This window comes from Microcella sp. (genome assembly GCF_046296455.1).
In the GTDB taxonomy this organism is placed as follows: domain Bacteria; phylum Actinomycetota; class Actinomycetes; order Actinomycetales; family Microbacteriaceae; genus Microcella.
This window is the reverse complement of sequence record NZ_JBKBLF010000017.1, coordinates 25,059-39,417: the sequence shown is the minus strand read 5'-3', so window position 1 is coordinate 39,417 and position 14,359 is coordinate 25,059. Positions and strand designations below refer to the sequence as shown.

The 14,359-nt window shown below is 69.6% G+C and carries 16 protein-coding genes; 6 read left to right on the top strand and 10 right to left on the bottom strand.

Annotation, left to right across the window (positions count from 1 at the left end; all coding sequences use genetic code 11):
* Positions 1 to 12: 12 nt before the first annotated feature.
* The gene (locus ACK4HH_RS09845) at positions 13 to 549 is read left to right on the top strand and encodes a VanZ family protein (protein ID WP_409651218.1); all 537 of its coding nucleotides are present in this window, start codon (positions 13 to 15) and stop codon (positions 547 to 549) included.
* On the opposite strand, the gene ACK4HH_RS09840 is transcribed toward ACK4HH_RS09845, so the two are convergent.
* The 3 genes from ACK4HH_RS09840 to ACK4HH_RS09830 all read right to left on the bottom strand — a co-directional run bounded on the left by ACK4HH_RS09840 (position 546) and on the right by ACK4HH_RS09830 (position 4,687).
* Complete coding sequence (locus ACK4HH_RS09840; RefSeq protein WP_409651216.1) at positions 546 to 2,366, bottom strand: DUF2207 domain-containing protein; 1,821 nt, start codon at positions 2,364 to 2,366, stop codon at positions 546 to 548. The two genes, ACK4HH_RS09845 and ACK4HH_RS09840, sit on opposite strands and share 4 nt — an antisense overlap.
* Before the next feature lie 32 nt (positions 2,367 to 2,398).
* On the bottom strand, positions 2,399 to 4,021 hold the full coding sequence (locus ACK4HH_RS09835; protein ID WP_409651262.1) for an ABC1 kinase family protein: 1,623 nt from the start codon (positions 4,019 to 4,021) through the stop codon (positions 2,399 to 2,401).
* Positions 4,022 to 4,093: 72 nt separating this feature from the next.
* Positions 4,094 to 4,687 (bottom strand): PadR family transcriptional regulator, encoded by a 594-nt coding sequence (locus tag ACK4HH_RS09830; protein ID WP_409651214.1) that lies wholly within the window; start codon positions 4,685 to 4,687, stop codon positions 4,094 to 4,096.
* Between the two features lie 284 nt (positions 4,688 to 4,971).
* Between ACK4HH_RS09830 and ACK4HH_RS09825 the strand changes: the two genes are divergently transcribed.
* Positions 4,972 to 6,933, top strand: a complete 1,962-nt coding sequence (locus tag ACK4HH_RS09825) for an InlB B-repeat-containing protein (protein WP_409651212.1) — start codon at positions 4,972 to 4,974, stop codon at positions 6,931 to 6,933.
* 15 nt (positions 6,934 to 6,948) lie between these two features.
* Here ACK4HH_RS09825 and ACK4HH_RS09820 read toward each other — a convergent pair whose 3' ends face one another.
* The gene (locus ACK4HH_RS09820; RefSeq protein ID WP_409651210.1) at positions 6,949 to 7,347 is read right to left on the bottom strand and encodes a phage holin family protein; all 399 of its coding nucleotides are present in this window, start codon (positions 7,345 to 7,347) and stop codon (positions 6,949 to 6,951) included.
* A 134-nt stretch (positions 7,348 to 7,481) separates the two neighbouring features.
* Between ACK4HH_RS09820 and ACK4HH_RS09815 the strand changes: the two genes are divergently transcribed.
* Positions 7,482 to 8,045 carry a DoxX family protein gene (locus ACK4HH_RS09815; protein ID WP_409651208.1) on the top strand — a complete coding sequence of 188 codons (564 nt, stop codon included), beginning with the start codon at positions 7,482 to 7,484 and terminating at the stop codon, positions 8,043 to 8,045.
* A 5-nt stretch (positions 8,046 to 8,050) separates the two neighbouring features.
* Here the strand turns inward: ACK4HH_RS09815 and ACK4HH_RS09810 are convergent, their stop codons facing one another.
* The 3 genes from ACK4HH_RS09810 to ACK4HH_RS09800 are packed head-to-tail and all read right to left on the bottom strand — an operon-like array spanning position 8,051 to position 11,118.
* Positions 8,051 to 8,647 (bottom strand): hypothetical protein, encoded by a 597-nt coding sequence (locus tag ACK4HH_RS09810; protein ID WP_409651206.1) that lies wholly within the window; start codon positions 8,645 to 8,647, stop codon positions 8,051 to 8,053.
* Complete coding sequence (locus ACK4HH_RS09805; protein ID WP_409651204.1) at positions 8,634 to 9,191, bottom strand: RNA polymerase sigma factor; 558 nt, start codon at positions 9,189 to 9,191, stop codon at positions 8,634 to 8,636. Before ACK4HH_RS09805 ends, ACK4HH_RS09810 begins: the two co-directional genes overlap by 14 nt.
* 55 nt (positions 9,192 to 9,246) lie before the next feature.
* Positions 9,247 to 11,118, bottom strand: a complete 1,872-nt coding sequence (locus tag ACK4HH_RS09800) for a CASTOR/POLLUX-related putative ion channel (protein WP_409651202.1) — start codon at positions 11,116 to 11,118, stop codon at positions 9,247 to 9,249.
* Between the two features lie 201 nt (positions 11,119 to 11,319).
* Here ACK4HH_RS09800 and ACK4HH_RS09795 point away from each other — a divergent pair, with 201 nt between their 5' ends.
* Both ACK4HH_RS09795 and ACK4HH_RS09790 read left to right on the top strand, forming a co-directional pair.
* Complete coding sequence (locus tag ACK4HH_RS09795; protein WP_409651199.1) at positions 11,320 to 11,760, top strand: hypothetical protein; 441 nt, start codon at positions 11,320 to 11,322, stop codon at positions 11,758 to 11,760.
* 2 nt (positions 11,761 to 11,762) lie between these two features.
* Positions 11,763 to 12,047: an SHOCT domain-containing protein gene (locus tag ACK4HH_RS09790; protein ID WP_409651197.1), complete on the top strand. Its 285-nt coding sequence runs from the start codon at positions 11,763 to 11,765 to the stop codon at positions 12,045 to 12,047.
* Here the strand turns inward: ACK4HH_RS09790 and ACK4HH_RS09785 are convergent.
* Positions 12,044 to 12,184 (bottom strand): hypothetical protein, encoded by a 141-nt coding sequence (locus ACK4HH_RS09785; RefSeq protein ID WP_255158533.1) that lies wholly within the window; start codon positions 12,182 to 12,184, stop codon positions 12,044 to 12,046. The genes ACK4HH_RS09790 and ACK4HH_RS09785 overlap by 4 nt on opposite strands.
* A 37-nt stretch (positions 12,185 to 12,221) precedes the next feature.
* Complete coding sequence (locus ACK4HH_RS09780) at positions 12,222 to 12,500, bottom strand: helix-turn-helix transcriptional regulator (protein WP_409651195.1); 279 nt, start codon at positions 12,498 to 12,500, stop codon at positions 12,222 to 12,224.
* Positions 12,501 to 12,619: 119 nt separating this feature from the next.
* Between ACK4HH_RS09780 and ACK4HH_RS09775 the strand changes: the two genes are divergently transcribed.
* Positions 12,620 to 13,582, top strand: coding sequence for a sodium-dependent bicarbonate transport family permease (locus tag ACK4HH_RS09775; RefSeq protein WP_409651193.1), 963 nt, complete (start codon positions 12,620 to 12,622; stop codon positions 13,580 to 13,582).
* 6 nt (positions 13,583 to 13,588) lie between these two features.
* On the opposite strand, the gene ACK4HH_RS09770 is transcribed toward ACK4HH_RS09775, so the two are convergent.
* Positions 13,589 to 14,359: cache domain-containing protein (locus ACK4HH_RS09770; RefSeq protein ID WP_409651191.1), on the bottom strand; the 771-nt coding region annotated here is incomplete at its 5' end.

The following is a 14,359-nucleotide window of genomic DNA, read 5'->3' as shown; positions in this document are numbered from 1 at the left end:
ACCACACCCACGATGACGTCGATCGCAGAGCGCTACGGCCCGGTCATCCTGATCACGCTGCTTCTGGGGGTGCCGCTCGGCGCGCTCGCCGTCGCCTTGCTTGTGCGGGCCCGCGTGCGCTCGGGCTGGTCGCGATCGTGGGCGTGGCGCGCGAGCATCAGCGAGGTCGGGATGCTCGTGGGCACGGCCCCGTGGCTGTGGATGATCCTCACCCCAACCGGTGGGGCCGGCGGGCTGCAGCTTGTGCCGCTGCGCGACCTGCTCGACGTGCTGCGCGGCGGCGACACGATCGTGCAGCTCGTCGGCAACCTGCTCGCCTTTGCCGCGGTGGGGTTCTTTCTGCCCATGCGCCTGCGGCTCTCGCGCGCCCGATGGGTGCCGGCGGTCGTCGCGCTCGTCGCCGCCGGGCTCTCGGTCGTGGTCGAGACCCTGCATTACGTGCTGCAGCTCGGCCGGGTCTCGTCGATCGACGACGTGCTCATCAACGCGCTCGGCGCGGCGCTCGCATCGCTGCTCTCGATCCGTTGGTGGCGCTCACGTCAGGGCTAGCGCCCGCCGCCCCCACCGCCTCCGCCGCCACCACCCGAGAAGCCGCCGCCGAACGAGCCGCCCGAGAAGCTGCCGCCGCCGCTGCCCGACCACGACGAGCTCGAGACGGGGGCGGTGGTCGTCGCCGTCACGCCGCGCACCGCAGTGCTGAACAGGGATGCCTCGAACCCGGTGCGGCCCACGAACCAGTCGGGGGCCTCATCGAGGGTGGCGACGCGCACCTCGAGCTCGCGCATCCACTGGTCTTCGACGCCCCAGACGACCGCCCAGGGCAGCAGCTTCTCGTAGAGCTTCACGAGCTGCAGATTGTCGCCGACGTCGATGCGTTCGGCGCCCTGCGGGCTCTGCAGCACGCGCAGTCGCTCTTCTTCGGCCACCGTGAGGTAGAGCTTGAGGCCCTCGAGGTGGTCTTTGGCCGCGCGACCCTTCTCGGTGAGCTGCAGCGGGCGGATCGCGAGGCCGAAGGCCGCGAAGCCCGCGAGGAACGCGACAAGCAGCGACACGAAGGCGAGCGGACTGACGTTCAGGAACAGCCCCGTCGACACGACGATCGCGCCGAACGCGAGAGCCTGCAGCAGCCATTGCGCGGCGAGCATGAGCCAGCCGAAGCCGCGGCCGGGGGGCTTTCGCCGAAGATCCTGCTGCTCGAGCGACGACAGCGCGGCCGTCGACAGCGCGTCGAGCTTCACCGCAAGCGCCGAGTCGTACTCGCCGTAGGGCGTCAGCGCGCCGGCGACCCGGTCGGGGCCGAAGATCGCGTCGAGCAGGGCCAGGTCGAGCGCGTCGGCCCGATCGTCGCCGAGGTACTGCAGCGTGTAGGGCGCCCCGCCCTCATCAACCGCATAGGCCAGGATGCGCAGATTCTTGCGCACGGCCAAGCGCACGACAGCGGCGGGAATGCCGCTGGCCGGCCGGTTGAGCAGATGCGCCGATTGCACGATGTCGATGCCCTCGGGCTCGGAGTACTGGGCGATGATCCCCCGACTCTTCGCCCCCGTGCCCGCGCGCACGCGCGAGACGATCGCGGCGGCGAGTGCGCCCAGGCTGGCGAGGCCGACGCCGCCGGAGAGCACGTGCATCCAGAACGGCACCTCTTGCGGCACGGGCGGCGGCGTCGGCTCGGGGGTGAGGAACGTGCCGGGTTCGAATCCGATGGCGACGGTGACCGTCTCGCCGGGGCCGAGGTCGGTCGCGCTCGCGGTGAACACGCCGCCCGCATCCTGAATCGTGCACTGCTCGTTCTCGCCGAAGCCGCCGACGTAGCATGCGGCGTTGCCGGTGAGTGCCTCGGCGACGTCGGGGGCGAGCGTGACCGTCGCGCTCACGCGGCCGAACGGCTGCTGCCAGCCGGTTCCGTTGACGTCCCAGTAGAACTCGTCAAAGGCGGTGTCGTCGAACGAGCGCACGACGTTCTGCTGCGTGTACGAGATGACGTAGGTCTGCACGCCGCGCACGAAGTCGTCGGTGCCGAGCGCGAGCTCGACGAACTTGCCGGAGTACGCCGACTCGTAGGGCACCGGCTCCCCGTTCTCGTCGACCACGCTGATGACCTGCGTGTTCAGGGGCACGCCGTCGTAGTCGTCGGGGATCGCGCGAATGATGCCGCGGTTCTGGTCGAAGTCGGGAAACCGCGCGACGATCGTCTCGATGACCTGCAAGGTCGCGGTGCCGTCGGCCTCGCGGCTGAGCGTGTAGTCGGCGTCGAACGAGTCGAAGGTGAAGTCGCTCGTGTCGGCCAGGGCTGCGCTCGGGGCGAGACCGGCGGTGAACGCCGCGGCGAGGGTGAGGGCGAGAGCGAGCCGAGCGGGTGGGCGCATGCGGCCAACCCTAGCGACGCGAGCGGGGCGTGCTAGCGCAGGCGCCAGGGCAGCACGACGTGCAGCAGGGGCAGTGCCGAGGCGCCGAGCAGCACCCAGCTGAGCACCTCGTCGCTCTCGCGCAGCAGCACGCCGCCGATCAGCAGCGCCGCGAAGAGGATCGCCGAGGTCGCGCGTCGCACGCTGCCATCGAGCACGCGCAGTCGCTGCTCGACTTCGGGGCTGCGGGTGGCGAGCTCGCCGCGATCGAGACGCGTGGCGAGAGCATCCACCCGTTGGGGCAGGCGCGCGAGCGCCGAGAGGATCGCGACGCCCTCGCGACCGACCGAGCGCAGGGTCGAAGCGCCGCCGCCGTTGAGCAGGGTGCGGGCGAAGGGGTCGACGGCATCCCACATGTTGAAGTCGCGGTTGAGGGCGCTCGTGACGCCCGAGATGAGCGAGATGGTGCGCACGAGCAGCAGGTAGTTCTCGGGCAGCTGGAACGGCAGCGTGCGCACGAGCTCGCTGAACTGCAGGGCGAACTGCTCGAGCTCGCGCGGGTCGATGCGCGTGAGTTCGGCCACGCCCATGCCGCCGAAGCGGTCGAAGAGGGCGGTGATAGCGCGCTCGAGCTCGACCGTGTCGGCGCTCGGCAGCAGCACGCCGAGACGCTGGGTCGCGACGACCCAGCCGCGGGCGTCGCGCGCGGCCACCGCGAAGATGAACTGCTGCAGGCCCGTGCGCAGCTCGTCGGTGATCTCGCCCATCATGCCGAAGTCGATGTAGGTGAGGGTGAAGCCGTGCTCGGCGCTCGGGGTGACGAAGATGTTGCCGGGGTGCGGGTCGGCGTGAAAGAAGCCCGCGACGAAGATCTGCTCGAAGGTGGCGCGGGCGAGCTCGGCGGCAACCGCGTTCGGGTCGATGCCCGCGGCCGTGAGGCCCGCGATGTCGGTGATCTTGATGGCCGTCACATCGCTGAGCGTGAGCACGCGGCGCGCGCTGCGCTCCCACACCACGACGGGCGTGCCGACGCGCGGGTCGTCGGCGAAGTCGCCCGCGAAGCGCTCGACGTTGATCGCCTCGTGCCCGTAGTCGATTTCTTCGAGGCTCGTGGTGGCGAACTCTTCGACGAGTGCGGGGGCGTCGGCCCGGCGGTTCACGAGCTTCACGCGCGAGAGCCAGCGCCCGACGCGGCGCAGAGCGGCGAGGTCGACCTCGACGATCTGCTCGATGCCCGGGCGCAGCACTTTGACGACGACGTGCTCGAAGCCCTCGTCGGCGGCGATGCCGGGCGAGAGCCGCGCGCGGTGGGCCTGACCGAGCGAGGCGGCGGCGATGGGCTCGGTCTCGATGCTCGCGAAGGCCCGATCGAGCGGCATGCCCAGCTCGCGCTCGATCTGCTCGACGATGCGCGCGAACGCCTCGGGCGCGACCTCGTCTTGCAGGCCTTCGAGCTCGCGCGTGATCTCGGGCGGCAAGATGTCAAGGCGTGACGAGAGAAACTGCCCAACCTTGATCATGAGCCCGCCGAGGTCGGCGGCGAGGTCGTGGAACCGCCGCGCGAGCTTCTGCAGGCGACGGATGCGCCCCCTGGCCGCGACGCGCGCGAGCCCGAACCGCGGCAGCACGAGCTCGAACCACCACGCCTGGGCGAGCGCGCGCGCCGCGAAGCGCATGATGCGGCGATAGCGGGCCTTCAGGGCCGGATCGGTCGTCGGAGCGCGGTTCGCGCCCTCGGTCGGCACGATCTAGTCTTCGGCGAGGATCGCGTACAGCGCCTTGCGCGTCTGGTCGAGCAGGGCGGCGGCGCGCTCTTGCTGCTCGCGCGTGCCGCTCTGCGCCACCTGCGCGGCGGCCTGGGCGAGCTTGGCGCCCGCGCGGGGAACCGCGGTGGTGCGCTCGTTCCAGTGGTCGTTCCAGCGCCCGCTCATGCGGTCGGTGAACTCGCTCATGCCCCAGTCGGGGCGCGTCCAGCCCTCGCGCTCGGTGTCGTGCGACTCGGTGCTCGCCGCCGCGGCGGCCTCGCGGCCCGCGTCGGTGAGCGCGTAGACCGTGCGCTCGCCGTCGTTCTGGGTGCTGAGCAGGCCCTCGTCGGCGAGCTGCTGCAGCATCGGGTACACCTGGCTCGCGGTGGGCATCCACGTGCCGCCGCTCGCGGCGCCGATGGCCTGCATGATCTGGTGGCCATTCTTCGCCTCGTGGGCGAGCGCGGTGAGGATCGCCGTGCGCAGGTCCCCGTGCGCGGCGCCCTTCGGGCTGCCGCCGCGCGGCGTGAAGGCGTCGCGGAGGTTCTCGACGGCCTCGCGGAGGTCGAAGCCGGAGGATGAGGACGAGCTGCGCATAGCGGTTCCCTTCACGCGATGGCGGGGGAGCGTCGAACGGCGTCCCTCACGCGCTCTCACAGTACGCACGTCACCTGGATGCGCGCCGACGGCTGCATCGGTGCGCGCTGACCGCCCGCTGTGCCGGGGCGGCGCTGAGACTCTGAGCAGTCTCGCCTCAGTCGTGACGTTGTGTCATGATGCAGGAAAGACCGCTGACCGTGAGTCCGCTGCGGTGCGTACTGACGTCGGCGACGGTGTGGGTGTCACTCACGGCTCACACGAGAAAGAGGAGCCCTCGCACCGTGACTCGCGCTGATGTCGACAGCCACGTCGCCAACACGACCTCGAGCTGGGGTCGGATTCTCGCAAGTGTCGCGGCGCTCGCGATCGTGCTGACTCCCGTGTTGGGCGCACCCGTTCCACGAGCGTCTGCGTCTCAAACCTCGGTCTCCACGTTCTCCGAGCTCTCGGCCGCCGTCGCGACGAGCGGAACCGTTGTGGTTTCGCAGAACATCACCGGAGGCTTTCTGCGCCTCGGAGTGAACGCAGCCGTTGTTCTCGATCTGGCAGGACATGACGTCGTCGTCAGCTCTCAACAGTCGTCGCGGCCCGCAATCAGGGTCGTCTCGGGCATGACCTTCACCGTTCGAGATTCAGTGGGAGGAGGCAGCCTCACCGCTGACGCGAAGTTCGTGACCGCCGCCACGGGTGCCGGGATCGGGTCGGAGTTCGGCAGTTCGGCGGGCTCCATCATCATTGAGAGCGGTCACGTGATCGCTCGGGGTGGCGAATACGCAGCAGGAATCGGAGGTGGTGGATACGGCGGCGCCGGGTCCATCACGATTCTGGGTGGCTCTGTGATGGCCACCGGCGGCGGCGCGGGCGCGGGTATCGGCGGCGGTCGCGTCTCTGGCCCCGGTTCGATCGTCATCACGGGGGGATCCGTTGAGGCCGTCGGTGGCATCTTCGGTGCAGGCATCGGCGGCGGCGAAGGCAATAACGGAGACATCAGCGTGCGACTCGCTGGGGGTGACGTCATCGCCCGCGGCGGAGTGAGCGGAGCCGGAATCGGTGGCGGCAACGAGGGGCCCGGTCTGCCCGTCACCATTGAGGGCGGAACCGTCACTGCGACAGAAGGGCCCCGAACGTCGACGGCGTGGGCCCGCGCAATCGGTGCGGGTCAGTGGGGAAGCGGCCAGGGCACACTCGACATCCACGGCACGCGCATCGAGGGAAGCTCCTCACGACCAACCCAAGGGCCAGTGCCGATCAACACGGTGGTTCCGGCGGGCGTCTGGTACGAGCTCGTCAATGCGCCTTTCGGGGAGGACCTGTCGACCGAGATCCGATTCCTCTACACGGTGCTCTTTGACTCTCTGGGCGGCACAGCAGTCGCCCATCAGATCGTTCCTCGAGGGTCGAATCCGACAGAGCCGCAAGCGCCCAATCGCGAGGGATCGGTCTTCGTGCGGTGGGTGACGGTCTCTGGCGACCCGTATGACTTCTCATCGGCGATCACCGGTCCAACGACGGTGGTTGCGGACTGGGAGGCGCAGATCTCGGGAACGCCACCGACGATCATCGCCCCGAACGGCATGGTTGTCGGTGCGACTGTCGAGGTCGACGGGGGAAGCTGGAGCCCTGCCCCGGCGTCGTTGGCGTATCGCTGGCTACGTGACGGCGAGGTCATCGACGGTGCTACCGGGTCGACGTATGAGATCACCAATCTCGATGCGGGCAGTCGGCTGGCAGTGGAGGAGAGTGCGACCCGGAGCGGGCACGCGCCGGCGACATCCACGAGCGCGCAATCGGCAATCGTCACTGGCGGCGTGTTCGAGACCCAGCCGCCCCGCGTGACGGGACCGTGGTTCGTTGGGCGAGACCTCTCGGTCGAGATCTTGCCGTGGGCACCCGCCGCCTCATCGACGACGTTCCAGTGGTTGCGCAACGGCGTTCCGATCACGGGGGCCAGGAGCGCTCAGTACCGACTCGTCGACGCCGATCTGGGGGCAGCTATTGCCGTCACGGTGACGGGCGAGCGGCCCGGCGTCGCGGGACCGATCAGTCTGACGAGTGAGGCCACCTTGCCGATTCGCCCTCGCCTGACGAGCCCGCCCACCTTGCGCGGAACGGTACCGAGCCGGCCCGAGGCCTCATCCGGCTTCCGTCTACACCGCGTACCGGATCCGATCGCGTCTGACGGCGCACCGGGTTCTCTGCAACGGCACGACGCGTCGTACCTGAAGGCGTTCGCGGGCCGCTAACCCTCTCGCCGACCGCTACGAGCTCGCGCCGGCCTTCGGGTCGGCGAGTTTGCCGCGCAGCAGCAGCATCGGCAGTAGCCACCCGCCGAGCGCCGTGATGAGCCACACGAGGAGGCTCGCGAGCACCCAGGTGTCGATTCCGCTCAACGTGATGCCGCCGGGGAAGAGGCTCGCGAGCAGCAGCGCGACGAAGGTCGAGACGAGCCCGATGCCGCCGAGCACGGCGGGCGCGTACTTGCGCGCCATGTTCACGATGAAGGGGGTCAGGATGCTCTGCGCGAGCGCGAACACCGCGACAGCCACGAGAAAGCCCGAGAGCGAGAGCCCGAATCCGGGCAGGATCCACGAGGTGACGAGCAGCGCGAGTGCGGCGGTGCCGACGTAGATCGCGAGGCGGATGAGGAACCGGAGCATGTCGGGCACCTTTCGACAGAGAGGGGAGGTTCGATCACGCTATACCCGCGCGACTCGCGCGCGTGCTACCGTTCGGCCAGTTGCCCCAGACCTTGGCAGCGGCTCATCTGCCCGCCGACCGCTGAGGACACTCCGTGACCACCACCGCTCCTGCCAACACCGACTCCCGCCTCGCAACGCAGCTCGACATCGTGCGTTCCGACCTGGCCCGCCGCGTGCTCGCCGTGCTGCGGCTCGCCACCGGCTTCATCTTTCTCTGGGCCTTTCTCGACAAAACCTTCGGGCTCGGCTACTCCACGCTCACCGAGCGGGCCTGGGTGACCGGCGGCACGCCGAGCCAGGGCTTCTTGCTGGGCGACGCCGTCGTCGGGCCGCTCAAGCCGTTCTTCGCGGCGATCGCGAGCCCCGCATCCGATGTGCTGTTCATGCTCGCGATGCTCGGCATCGGCCTCGCGGTCATGCTCGGCATTGGGCTGCGCGTGAGCGCCGTGATCGGGTCGTTCGTCTTGCTCGCCATGTACCTGGCCGAGTGGCCGATCGGCATGGATGCGGGCTCGACCAACCCGATCGTCAACTACCACGTCATCTACGCGCTGTCGCTCACCGTCATCGCCGTCACGCACGCGGGCGACACGGGGGGAGCGGGCCTGCCGTGGAAGCGACTCGCGCTCGTGCGGCAGGCCCGCTGGCTGATCTAGAGCATCTAGCCGCCGAAGGCCTCAACAAACAGGGCGCGCAGCTCGGGGGTGTCGGGGCCGCTGAGTCCGCATGCACTGATGGTGCCGTCGGTCGCCGTGACGAGGTAGCTGTCGCCGGCAGCAAAGGGCTCGAGTGAGAAGTCGGTGCTCGTTGTCAGCTCGTCGACCTGCGGCACCGTGATTCGGTCAGCGACGTCGCCCGCGAAACGCTCGGTCACCTCGAAGGTCACGATGTCGCCTTCGACGGTCAGTACCCGCGCGGCGAAGGCTTGCTCTTGAGCGAGCAGCCCGGCGGCGTCCACGGTCAGGCAGCTGCCGCTGGCGAGCCCGCCGCCCTCAGGCAGAGCGAGCGGCTCGACGGTCGGCGTGCCGCCGATCGCGAGTGGAACGGCGATCGCGGCGCCGATGGCGAGCGCCGCGGCGACTCCCGCGATCGGAATCCAGGTGCGGCGAGCGCTGCGCGCGGGCACCGCGGGGGTAGTGGTGTCGGTCATGATCTGCTCCATCCTGTGGTCGAGCCACGTCGGGGGGAGGGGAGCCAGGTCGCGCGCCGGGTCGGCGCCGCGCAACTGCTCGCGCAGCGAGCGGTCATCGTCGTGCATCGGTGCTCCCTTCCTCTGCCTCGACATGTCCGGCAGGGGCCGTCGATTTCAGAACCTCATCGCGCAAACGCGTCTTGGCCCGGTGCAGCCTGATCGCTGCGGCGTTCGCACTGATGCCGAGCACGGTCGCCAACTGCGGGCTCTCGAGGTCGTCCCAGGCCCACAGGCGCAGCAGCTCGGCGTCGTCGCGGCGCAACCGAGTGAGGGCATCCCGCACCGCGATCGAATCGAGACCGTCGGTCTCATACGCGACCACCGTCGCCGGCGGGTCGAGCGCGATGATCTTGCCCACCAGCCGGGTGCGGCGCCGCTCGGCCCGCTGCGCGTTGGCGAGCAGGTTGCGGGCGACGACGATCGCCCACGGGATGCTCTGCTCTGGCTCGACCAGAACCTCGTCGAGCTTGCGCCAGCAGACGAGCAGCGTCTCGTTGAGCACCTCGTCGGCGGTCGCCGCGTCGGTGCGCCGGGCGAGGTAGCGCCGCACGGGCTCGACGACCAGCTCGGTCAGCGCGCGGAAGCGCTGCTCGCGCTCGGCATCGGTCACGGCTCTCACACTGCACCATGTCCGGCAGCGGCGGGCAGATTTCCGTTCTGCGCCGTCAGCGGTCGGCGAGCACGATGAGGTGATCGCCCGGGCGCAGGTCGACCGACGCGGAGGTGGCAGGGTTGAGCACGACGCCGAAGTGCGGGCTCTCGTGGCGGTGTGCGGTCGAGCGGAAGCCCATGAACGTCTCGCCGCGTCGGGATGCTGCTTCGATGAGGGTCGCGACCGTGATCGGAGAGCCGAGCCGCACATACCGTTCGACGGGCCGCAGGTACGTCTCGCTGCCGCGATGCGCGAACAGCTGATCGAACACGTCGACCAGTCGCGGGGTCTGCGACACCTGGGCGAGCAGTCGGCTCGCCATGAGGTCGCTCACGATCACGTCGTCGGCCGTGTTGAGGTTCGCGATCTCGGCGTTCCGGTCGTCGAGCATCTCGGTGACGACCTTCACGCGAGTGTCGGCCCCGCGCAGCGCTCGCACATGCAGCAGCGTCACCAGGGTGCGCGCATCGGCGCTCTGGGACGAGAGAGTGTCTTTGTAGGGAACGACGATGATGTGATCGAACGTCTCGATGGCGAGACCTTCGAGCACGGTTCTGCTCGTCGTGTCGGCGATGACGGTCGAGAGGCCGGGCACGTCGACGAGCCCCTCGATCGGCTCGCTGCTGACGAGGTGGGCGGTCGAGCCGGCGGGAACATAGTCGTGCAGCGACGACAGCAGCGTGCGCATCCCACGATGGAAGCCCAGGATCAGGACGCGACCGGGCGGGTCTCCGACGTCACCGCTGACGTCGATGCGATCGGGCTCGAACGGGTGCTCGGCTCCCACATCGATGCTGTCGTTGTCAGCGGCGATGAAGATGAGCTCGTCGGAGGTGCGCAGCTCAAGCTCACCGGGCGGATTCAGCTGAACCCGCTCGTCGCGCACGATTCCGACGAGCGAGGCGCGGTCGACTCGACGTCGAGCGGTGCCGAACGCCGTGCCGACGAGGTCGGGTCGACGAGAGAGGTGAAACTCGTCGCCGCGAAAGTCGAGAAGGTCGCGCAGTACGACGCTGATGCCCTCGTGCCGAACACTGTGCAGGGTGAGTCGGCCGATCAAGTCATCGCCGACCACCCAGCGCACGAACTCCCCGCCAGCCAGGTGAGCGGCGTCGATGAGATCCATCGACCGCAACTCGCCGATGGCCCGCAGTCCGGCCCGCCTCGCGAAGGTCGAGCTGAGGGCGAGGGCCGCTTTGATGACCTCGATGTCGGGCTCGGCGGCGGCGTCGGGCGACACGATGATGATGGCGCGCGCCGACTCGGGGCTCGTCATCGCCAGATCAGACGGATCCATCGGGTCGCCGCTGCGCACGATGATGCGCACGCCTCGTCGCCCCTGGATGCGCTCTCGCAGCTCGTCCTCGACATCCACCTTGTCGCGCTGGCTGAGCACGACGATCGTCGTCCGGCGCTCGGAGCCCCGCGCCGCGAGCAGCTCGGCGACGATCGGCACGACCTTGCTGCTCCAGCCGAGGATCACCGTGTGATCCTGCTCGAGCACTCGCGAGCGACCTCGTCGAAGCTCGAGCAGTTTGCGATCGAAGGCACTCGAGATGATGCCGATGAGGCTCGCGACGACGATCAGTCCAGCGATCGTGACGAACAGCATCGCAATGCGAAAGCCCCACCCCTCGTCCTCTCGGAACGACCCCGAACTGAGGATGCGCACGAGCGATCCCCAAAGGATCTCTTGCGGATCGTTCGACTCGAATCCGTCGGGGAGCCGCGTCGGGTACAGCCGGAAAGCGACGACGATGCCGGTGACCGCGAGGATGAACGCGGCGCTCGCGAGCGCGAGCAGGCCCATGAGGGAGATCGTGCCGCGGGCCATGACGCTGTCGAACCAGTAGCGCAGGCGTTCGGCGAGTGTGGGTCGGTGCACGAGAGCCTTTCACGAGGGGGGAGTCGTGGCGAATCCTAATCGGGCGCGGTAACGAGCAGACCTCGCGGTCACGAGCGAGCGTGGCCCGTGCTGCGCGCAGAGCCTGAACGTTCATCGAGAAGCTCTTCTGCCGGTCGTCGACCCTCGCTACAGTGAGCCGCACCGGCCCCCAGCGCGGCGGCCCGAGCGGATGGAGCATCGATGGCCCACACGACAGAACGACTCGGACCGATCGACTACGTCGTCATCGAGTTCCCCGACGGCACTGTGACGGGGGCGGGCTTTCGCCGCATCATCGAAATGTCGGATGCCGCGCGCATCCTCGTGCTCGACATCGAGTTCCTCAGCAAGAGCGCCGACGGCCACGTGGTGACGGTGCCCGCCCACGACCTCGGCGAGATCGACGGCGTGGATATGGGCTTCTTCGACGGCGCCGCCTCGTACCTGCTCGAGGACGACGACATTCACGAGATCGGCGGCGCGATGTCGCCCGGCAGCGTGGCCGTGGTCGTCATCTACGAAGAGCTGTCGATGATCTCGGCGCTCGCCGCGTGGGAGGGCGAGGGCGCCGTGCTGCTCGCCGAAGGACCGATCGAGGTCGAGGCGCTCGTCGCCGCGATCGATGCGACTGAGAAGGACTGACCATGAGACTGCTTCGCACCGCCACCCACGCCGCCGTCGCGAGCTCGGTGCACAACAGGGTCTCGCGCCGCCAGCAGGCGCAGTGGGCTCAGCAGACCGCGGCCGCTCCGGCCGCCGCCGCGTCGGCTCCCGCGGCTCCGGCCCCGGCGCCCGCCGCCGCGCCGGCCCCGCCGGCGACCGACATGGGCGCGAAGCTCGAGCAGCTCAAGCAGCTGGGAGAACTGCGCGATGCGGGCATCCTGACGCCCGAAGAATTCGACGCGAAGAAGGCCCTGATTCTCGCCTAGCTGCCGAGCAGCACGAACAGCAGCGTCGTGCCGCTGAGGGTGATGGCCACGAGGCCGATGATGAGCACCCAGGTGATGACCTTCATGCTGCGGAGCTTGCCGAGAAAGCCCACCGGGCGGTCGTCGTGATCAGACATGGGGCGAGCCTAGCGGCGTGGGCGCGCGCGTCGCGCCTCAGCGCAGCTCGGCGAGAGCGCTGATGAGCTCGCCCACCGTGTGCCCGGCGTTCGAGGGGTGGCGCAGCGGGGCGGTCGGCACCACGGCATAGTGGTTGCGGCGCCCGCGGCGCTCGCGCTCGAGGTAGCCCGTGGCGGCGAGGTCTCCGAGGATCGTCACGGTCGAGCGCGTCGAGATGCCCCCCTCGTCGGCGAGCTGCTGCACAGTCGCGTCGGGATTCTTCGCGACCTCGAGCAGCACGTGCGCATGGTGGGTGAGGAAGGTCCACGACGACATGCGGCCATTGTGCCAGGCAGGGCGCGCGCCCGATGCATCAGGTGAAGCAGATTTCATGTATAGTCCTCGAAGCATGAAATGAACTTCACCTGTTGCCACCACCCCTGGAGCCGCACCCCGTGATTCTCGAGACCGCCGCCGCCAACCTGCTCTCCGCCCCCGTGCTCGCCTTCGTGCTCGGCCTCGTCGCCGTCGCCGTGCGCAGCGACCTGCGACTGCCCGAGGCGCTCACGACCTCGATCTCGATCTACCTGCTGCTCGCGATCGGTGTGAAAGGCGGGGTGGCCCTGCGATCGGCGACGCTCGCCGAGGTCGCCGGGCCCGTAGCGCTCGCACTCGCGCTCGGCGTGATCGTGCCCCTCCTCGCCTACGGGGCGCTGCGGTGGATGTCGCGGCTCGGCCCCCTCGATCGCGGCAGCGTCGCGGCGCACTACGGCTCGACCTCGCTCGTGACGTTCACCGCGGCACTCGTCTTTCTCGAGACCTCGGGCATCGACTACCCCGGCTACGCTCCGACGCTGCTGACGGTGCTCGAGATTCCGGGCATCGTCGTCGGCATCCTGCTCGCGAGCCGCGCGTCGGCCGGCCGGGTCAAGTGGGGCGGTGCGCTGCACGAGGTGCTCGCCGGCAAGTCGATCGTGCTGCTCGCCGGCGGCCTGCTGCTCGGCTACGCGATCGGCGACAGCGGCTACGCGGGCGTGCAGCCGTTCTTCGAAGAGCCCTTCCGCGGCGTGCTCGCGCTCTTCCTGCTCGGGCTCGGCATCGAGGCGGGGCAGCGGCTCGGCTCGCTGCGCGAGGCGGGCCCGGGGCTGCTCGTCTTCGCCGCTGTGTTCCCCTTCGTCGTGGGCGGCGGCGTCGTCGCCCTCGCGGTGCTCGCCGGCCTCGGGCAGGGTGGCGCTGTCGTGCTCGGAATCCTGTGCGCGAGCGCCTCGTACATCGCCGCGCCGGCCGCGGTGCGCTTCGCCCTGCCCGAGGCCAACCTGGCGCTGCCGCTCGCGGCCAGCATCGGGGTCACCTTCCCGATCAACCTCGTGCTGGGCATCCCGTACCTGACGTGGCTCGCGGGCGTGCTCGTCGGCTAAGCCGCCTCAGCGCGCGATGAGCACGTCGAGCGCCATGCCCGCGCAGGCGAAGCGCTCGAAGCCGGCGAGGTCGTCACCGCGAATGGTGTCGCCCGTCTCGCGCGCGGGGCTCGTCGAGAGCAGCACGCGACCGACGCCGTTGACGATCGAGATGTCGTCGCCGAAGGCCGCGAGGCGCGGGGTGAGGTCGCGCTCGACGCGGTCGATGAGCAGGTCGAGGGCGACGGCGCCGACGAACTCTCCGTCGACATGCACGGGCGCAGCCACGGTGATCGTGTACTCGTCGCTGCACAGGTAGTCGACGTAGGGGCCGGCGACGTGGGGCTCGCCCGTCGCGAGCGGCACGCGGTACCACTCGAGCTCGCTGTAGTCGATGTGCTCTTTGTTCACCGACTGTGAGGCGAGCACGAGCTGCGCCCGCTCGGGCCCCTGCCACCAGGCGAGGTGGCTGTTGGCGTCGGCGAGCGAGTCGAGCGCGGCGATGAAGCCCGAGCCGTAGACGGGCAGGTCGACGGTGTCGAACAGGCGCAGCGCCGAGGGCTCGACGACCTCGTCGAGGCGGTCGGTCGTGACGGGGCCGGTGCGGCGCATGGTCGCGATCTCGAGCGCCAGTGCGTCTTTCCACTCGGCGAGGGCGTCGATCGCGCGGGCGAAGTACTCGGTCACGAGCTCGACGGGGTGCTCGGCGGTGGTGCGCGACGCGGGCGGGGCGGGGTGGATGCTCACGTGCTGCTCCTCTCGGTGGGGGTCGGGGCGGCCGTCGTCGCCGCGCTGGGC

Bases quoted from the DNA above. Each gene is read 5' to 3' on its own strand.
- ACK4HH_RS09790 (WP_409651197.1), top strand. From the start codon at position 11,763: ATGAGACTGCTTCGCACCGCCACCCACGCCGCCGTCGCGAGCTCGGTG.
- ACK4HH_RS09845 (WP_409651218.1), top strand. From the start codon at position 13: ATGACGTCGATCGCAGAGCGCTACGGCCCGGTCATCCTGATCACGCTG.
- ACK4HH_RS09840 (WP_409651216.1), bottom strand. From the start codon at position 2,366: ATGCGCCCACCCGCTCGGCTCGCTCTCGCCCTCACCCTCGCCGCGGCG.
- ACK4HH_RS09835 (WP_409651262.1), bottom strand. From the start codon at position 4,021: ATGCGCTTCGCGGCGCGCGCGCTCGCCCAGGCGTGGTGGTTCGAGCTC.
- ACK4HH_RS09780 (WP_409651195.1), bottom strand. From the start codon at position 12,500: ATGTCGTCGTGGACCTTCCTCACCCACCATGCGCACGTGCTGCTCGAG.
- ACK4HH_RS09795 (WP_409651199.1), top strand. From the start codon at position 11,320: ATGGCCCACACGACAGAACGACTCGGACCGATCGACTACGTCGTCATC.
- ACK4HH_RS09785 (WP_255158533.1), bottom strand. From the start codon at position 12,184: ATGTCTGATCACGACGACCGCCCGGTGGGCTTTCTCGGCAAGCTCCGC.
- ACK4HH_RS09820 (WP_409651210.1), bottom strand. From the start codon at position 7,347: ATGCTCCGGTTCCTCATCCGCCTCGCGATCTACGTCGGCACCGCCGCA.
- ACK4HH_RS09830 (WP_409651214.1), bottom strand. From the start codon at position 4,687: ATGCGCAGCTCGTCCTCATCCTCCGGCTTCGACCTCCGCGAGGCCGTC.
- ACK4HH_RS09810 (WP_409651206.1), bottom strand. From the start codon at position 8,647: ATGCACGACGATGACCGCTCGCTGCGCGAGCAGTTGCGCGGCGCCGAC.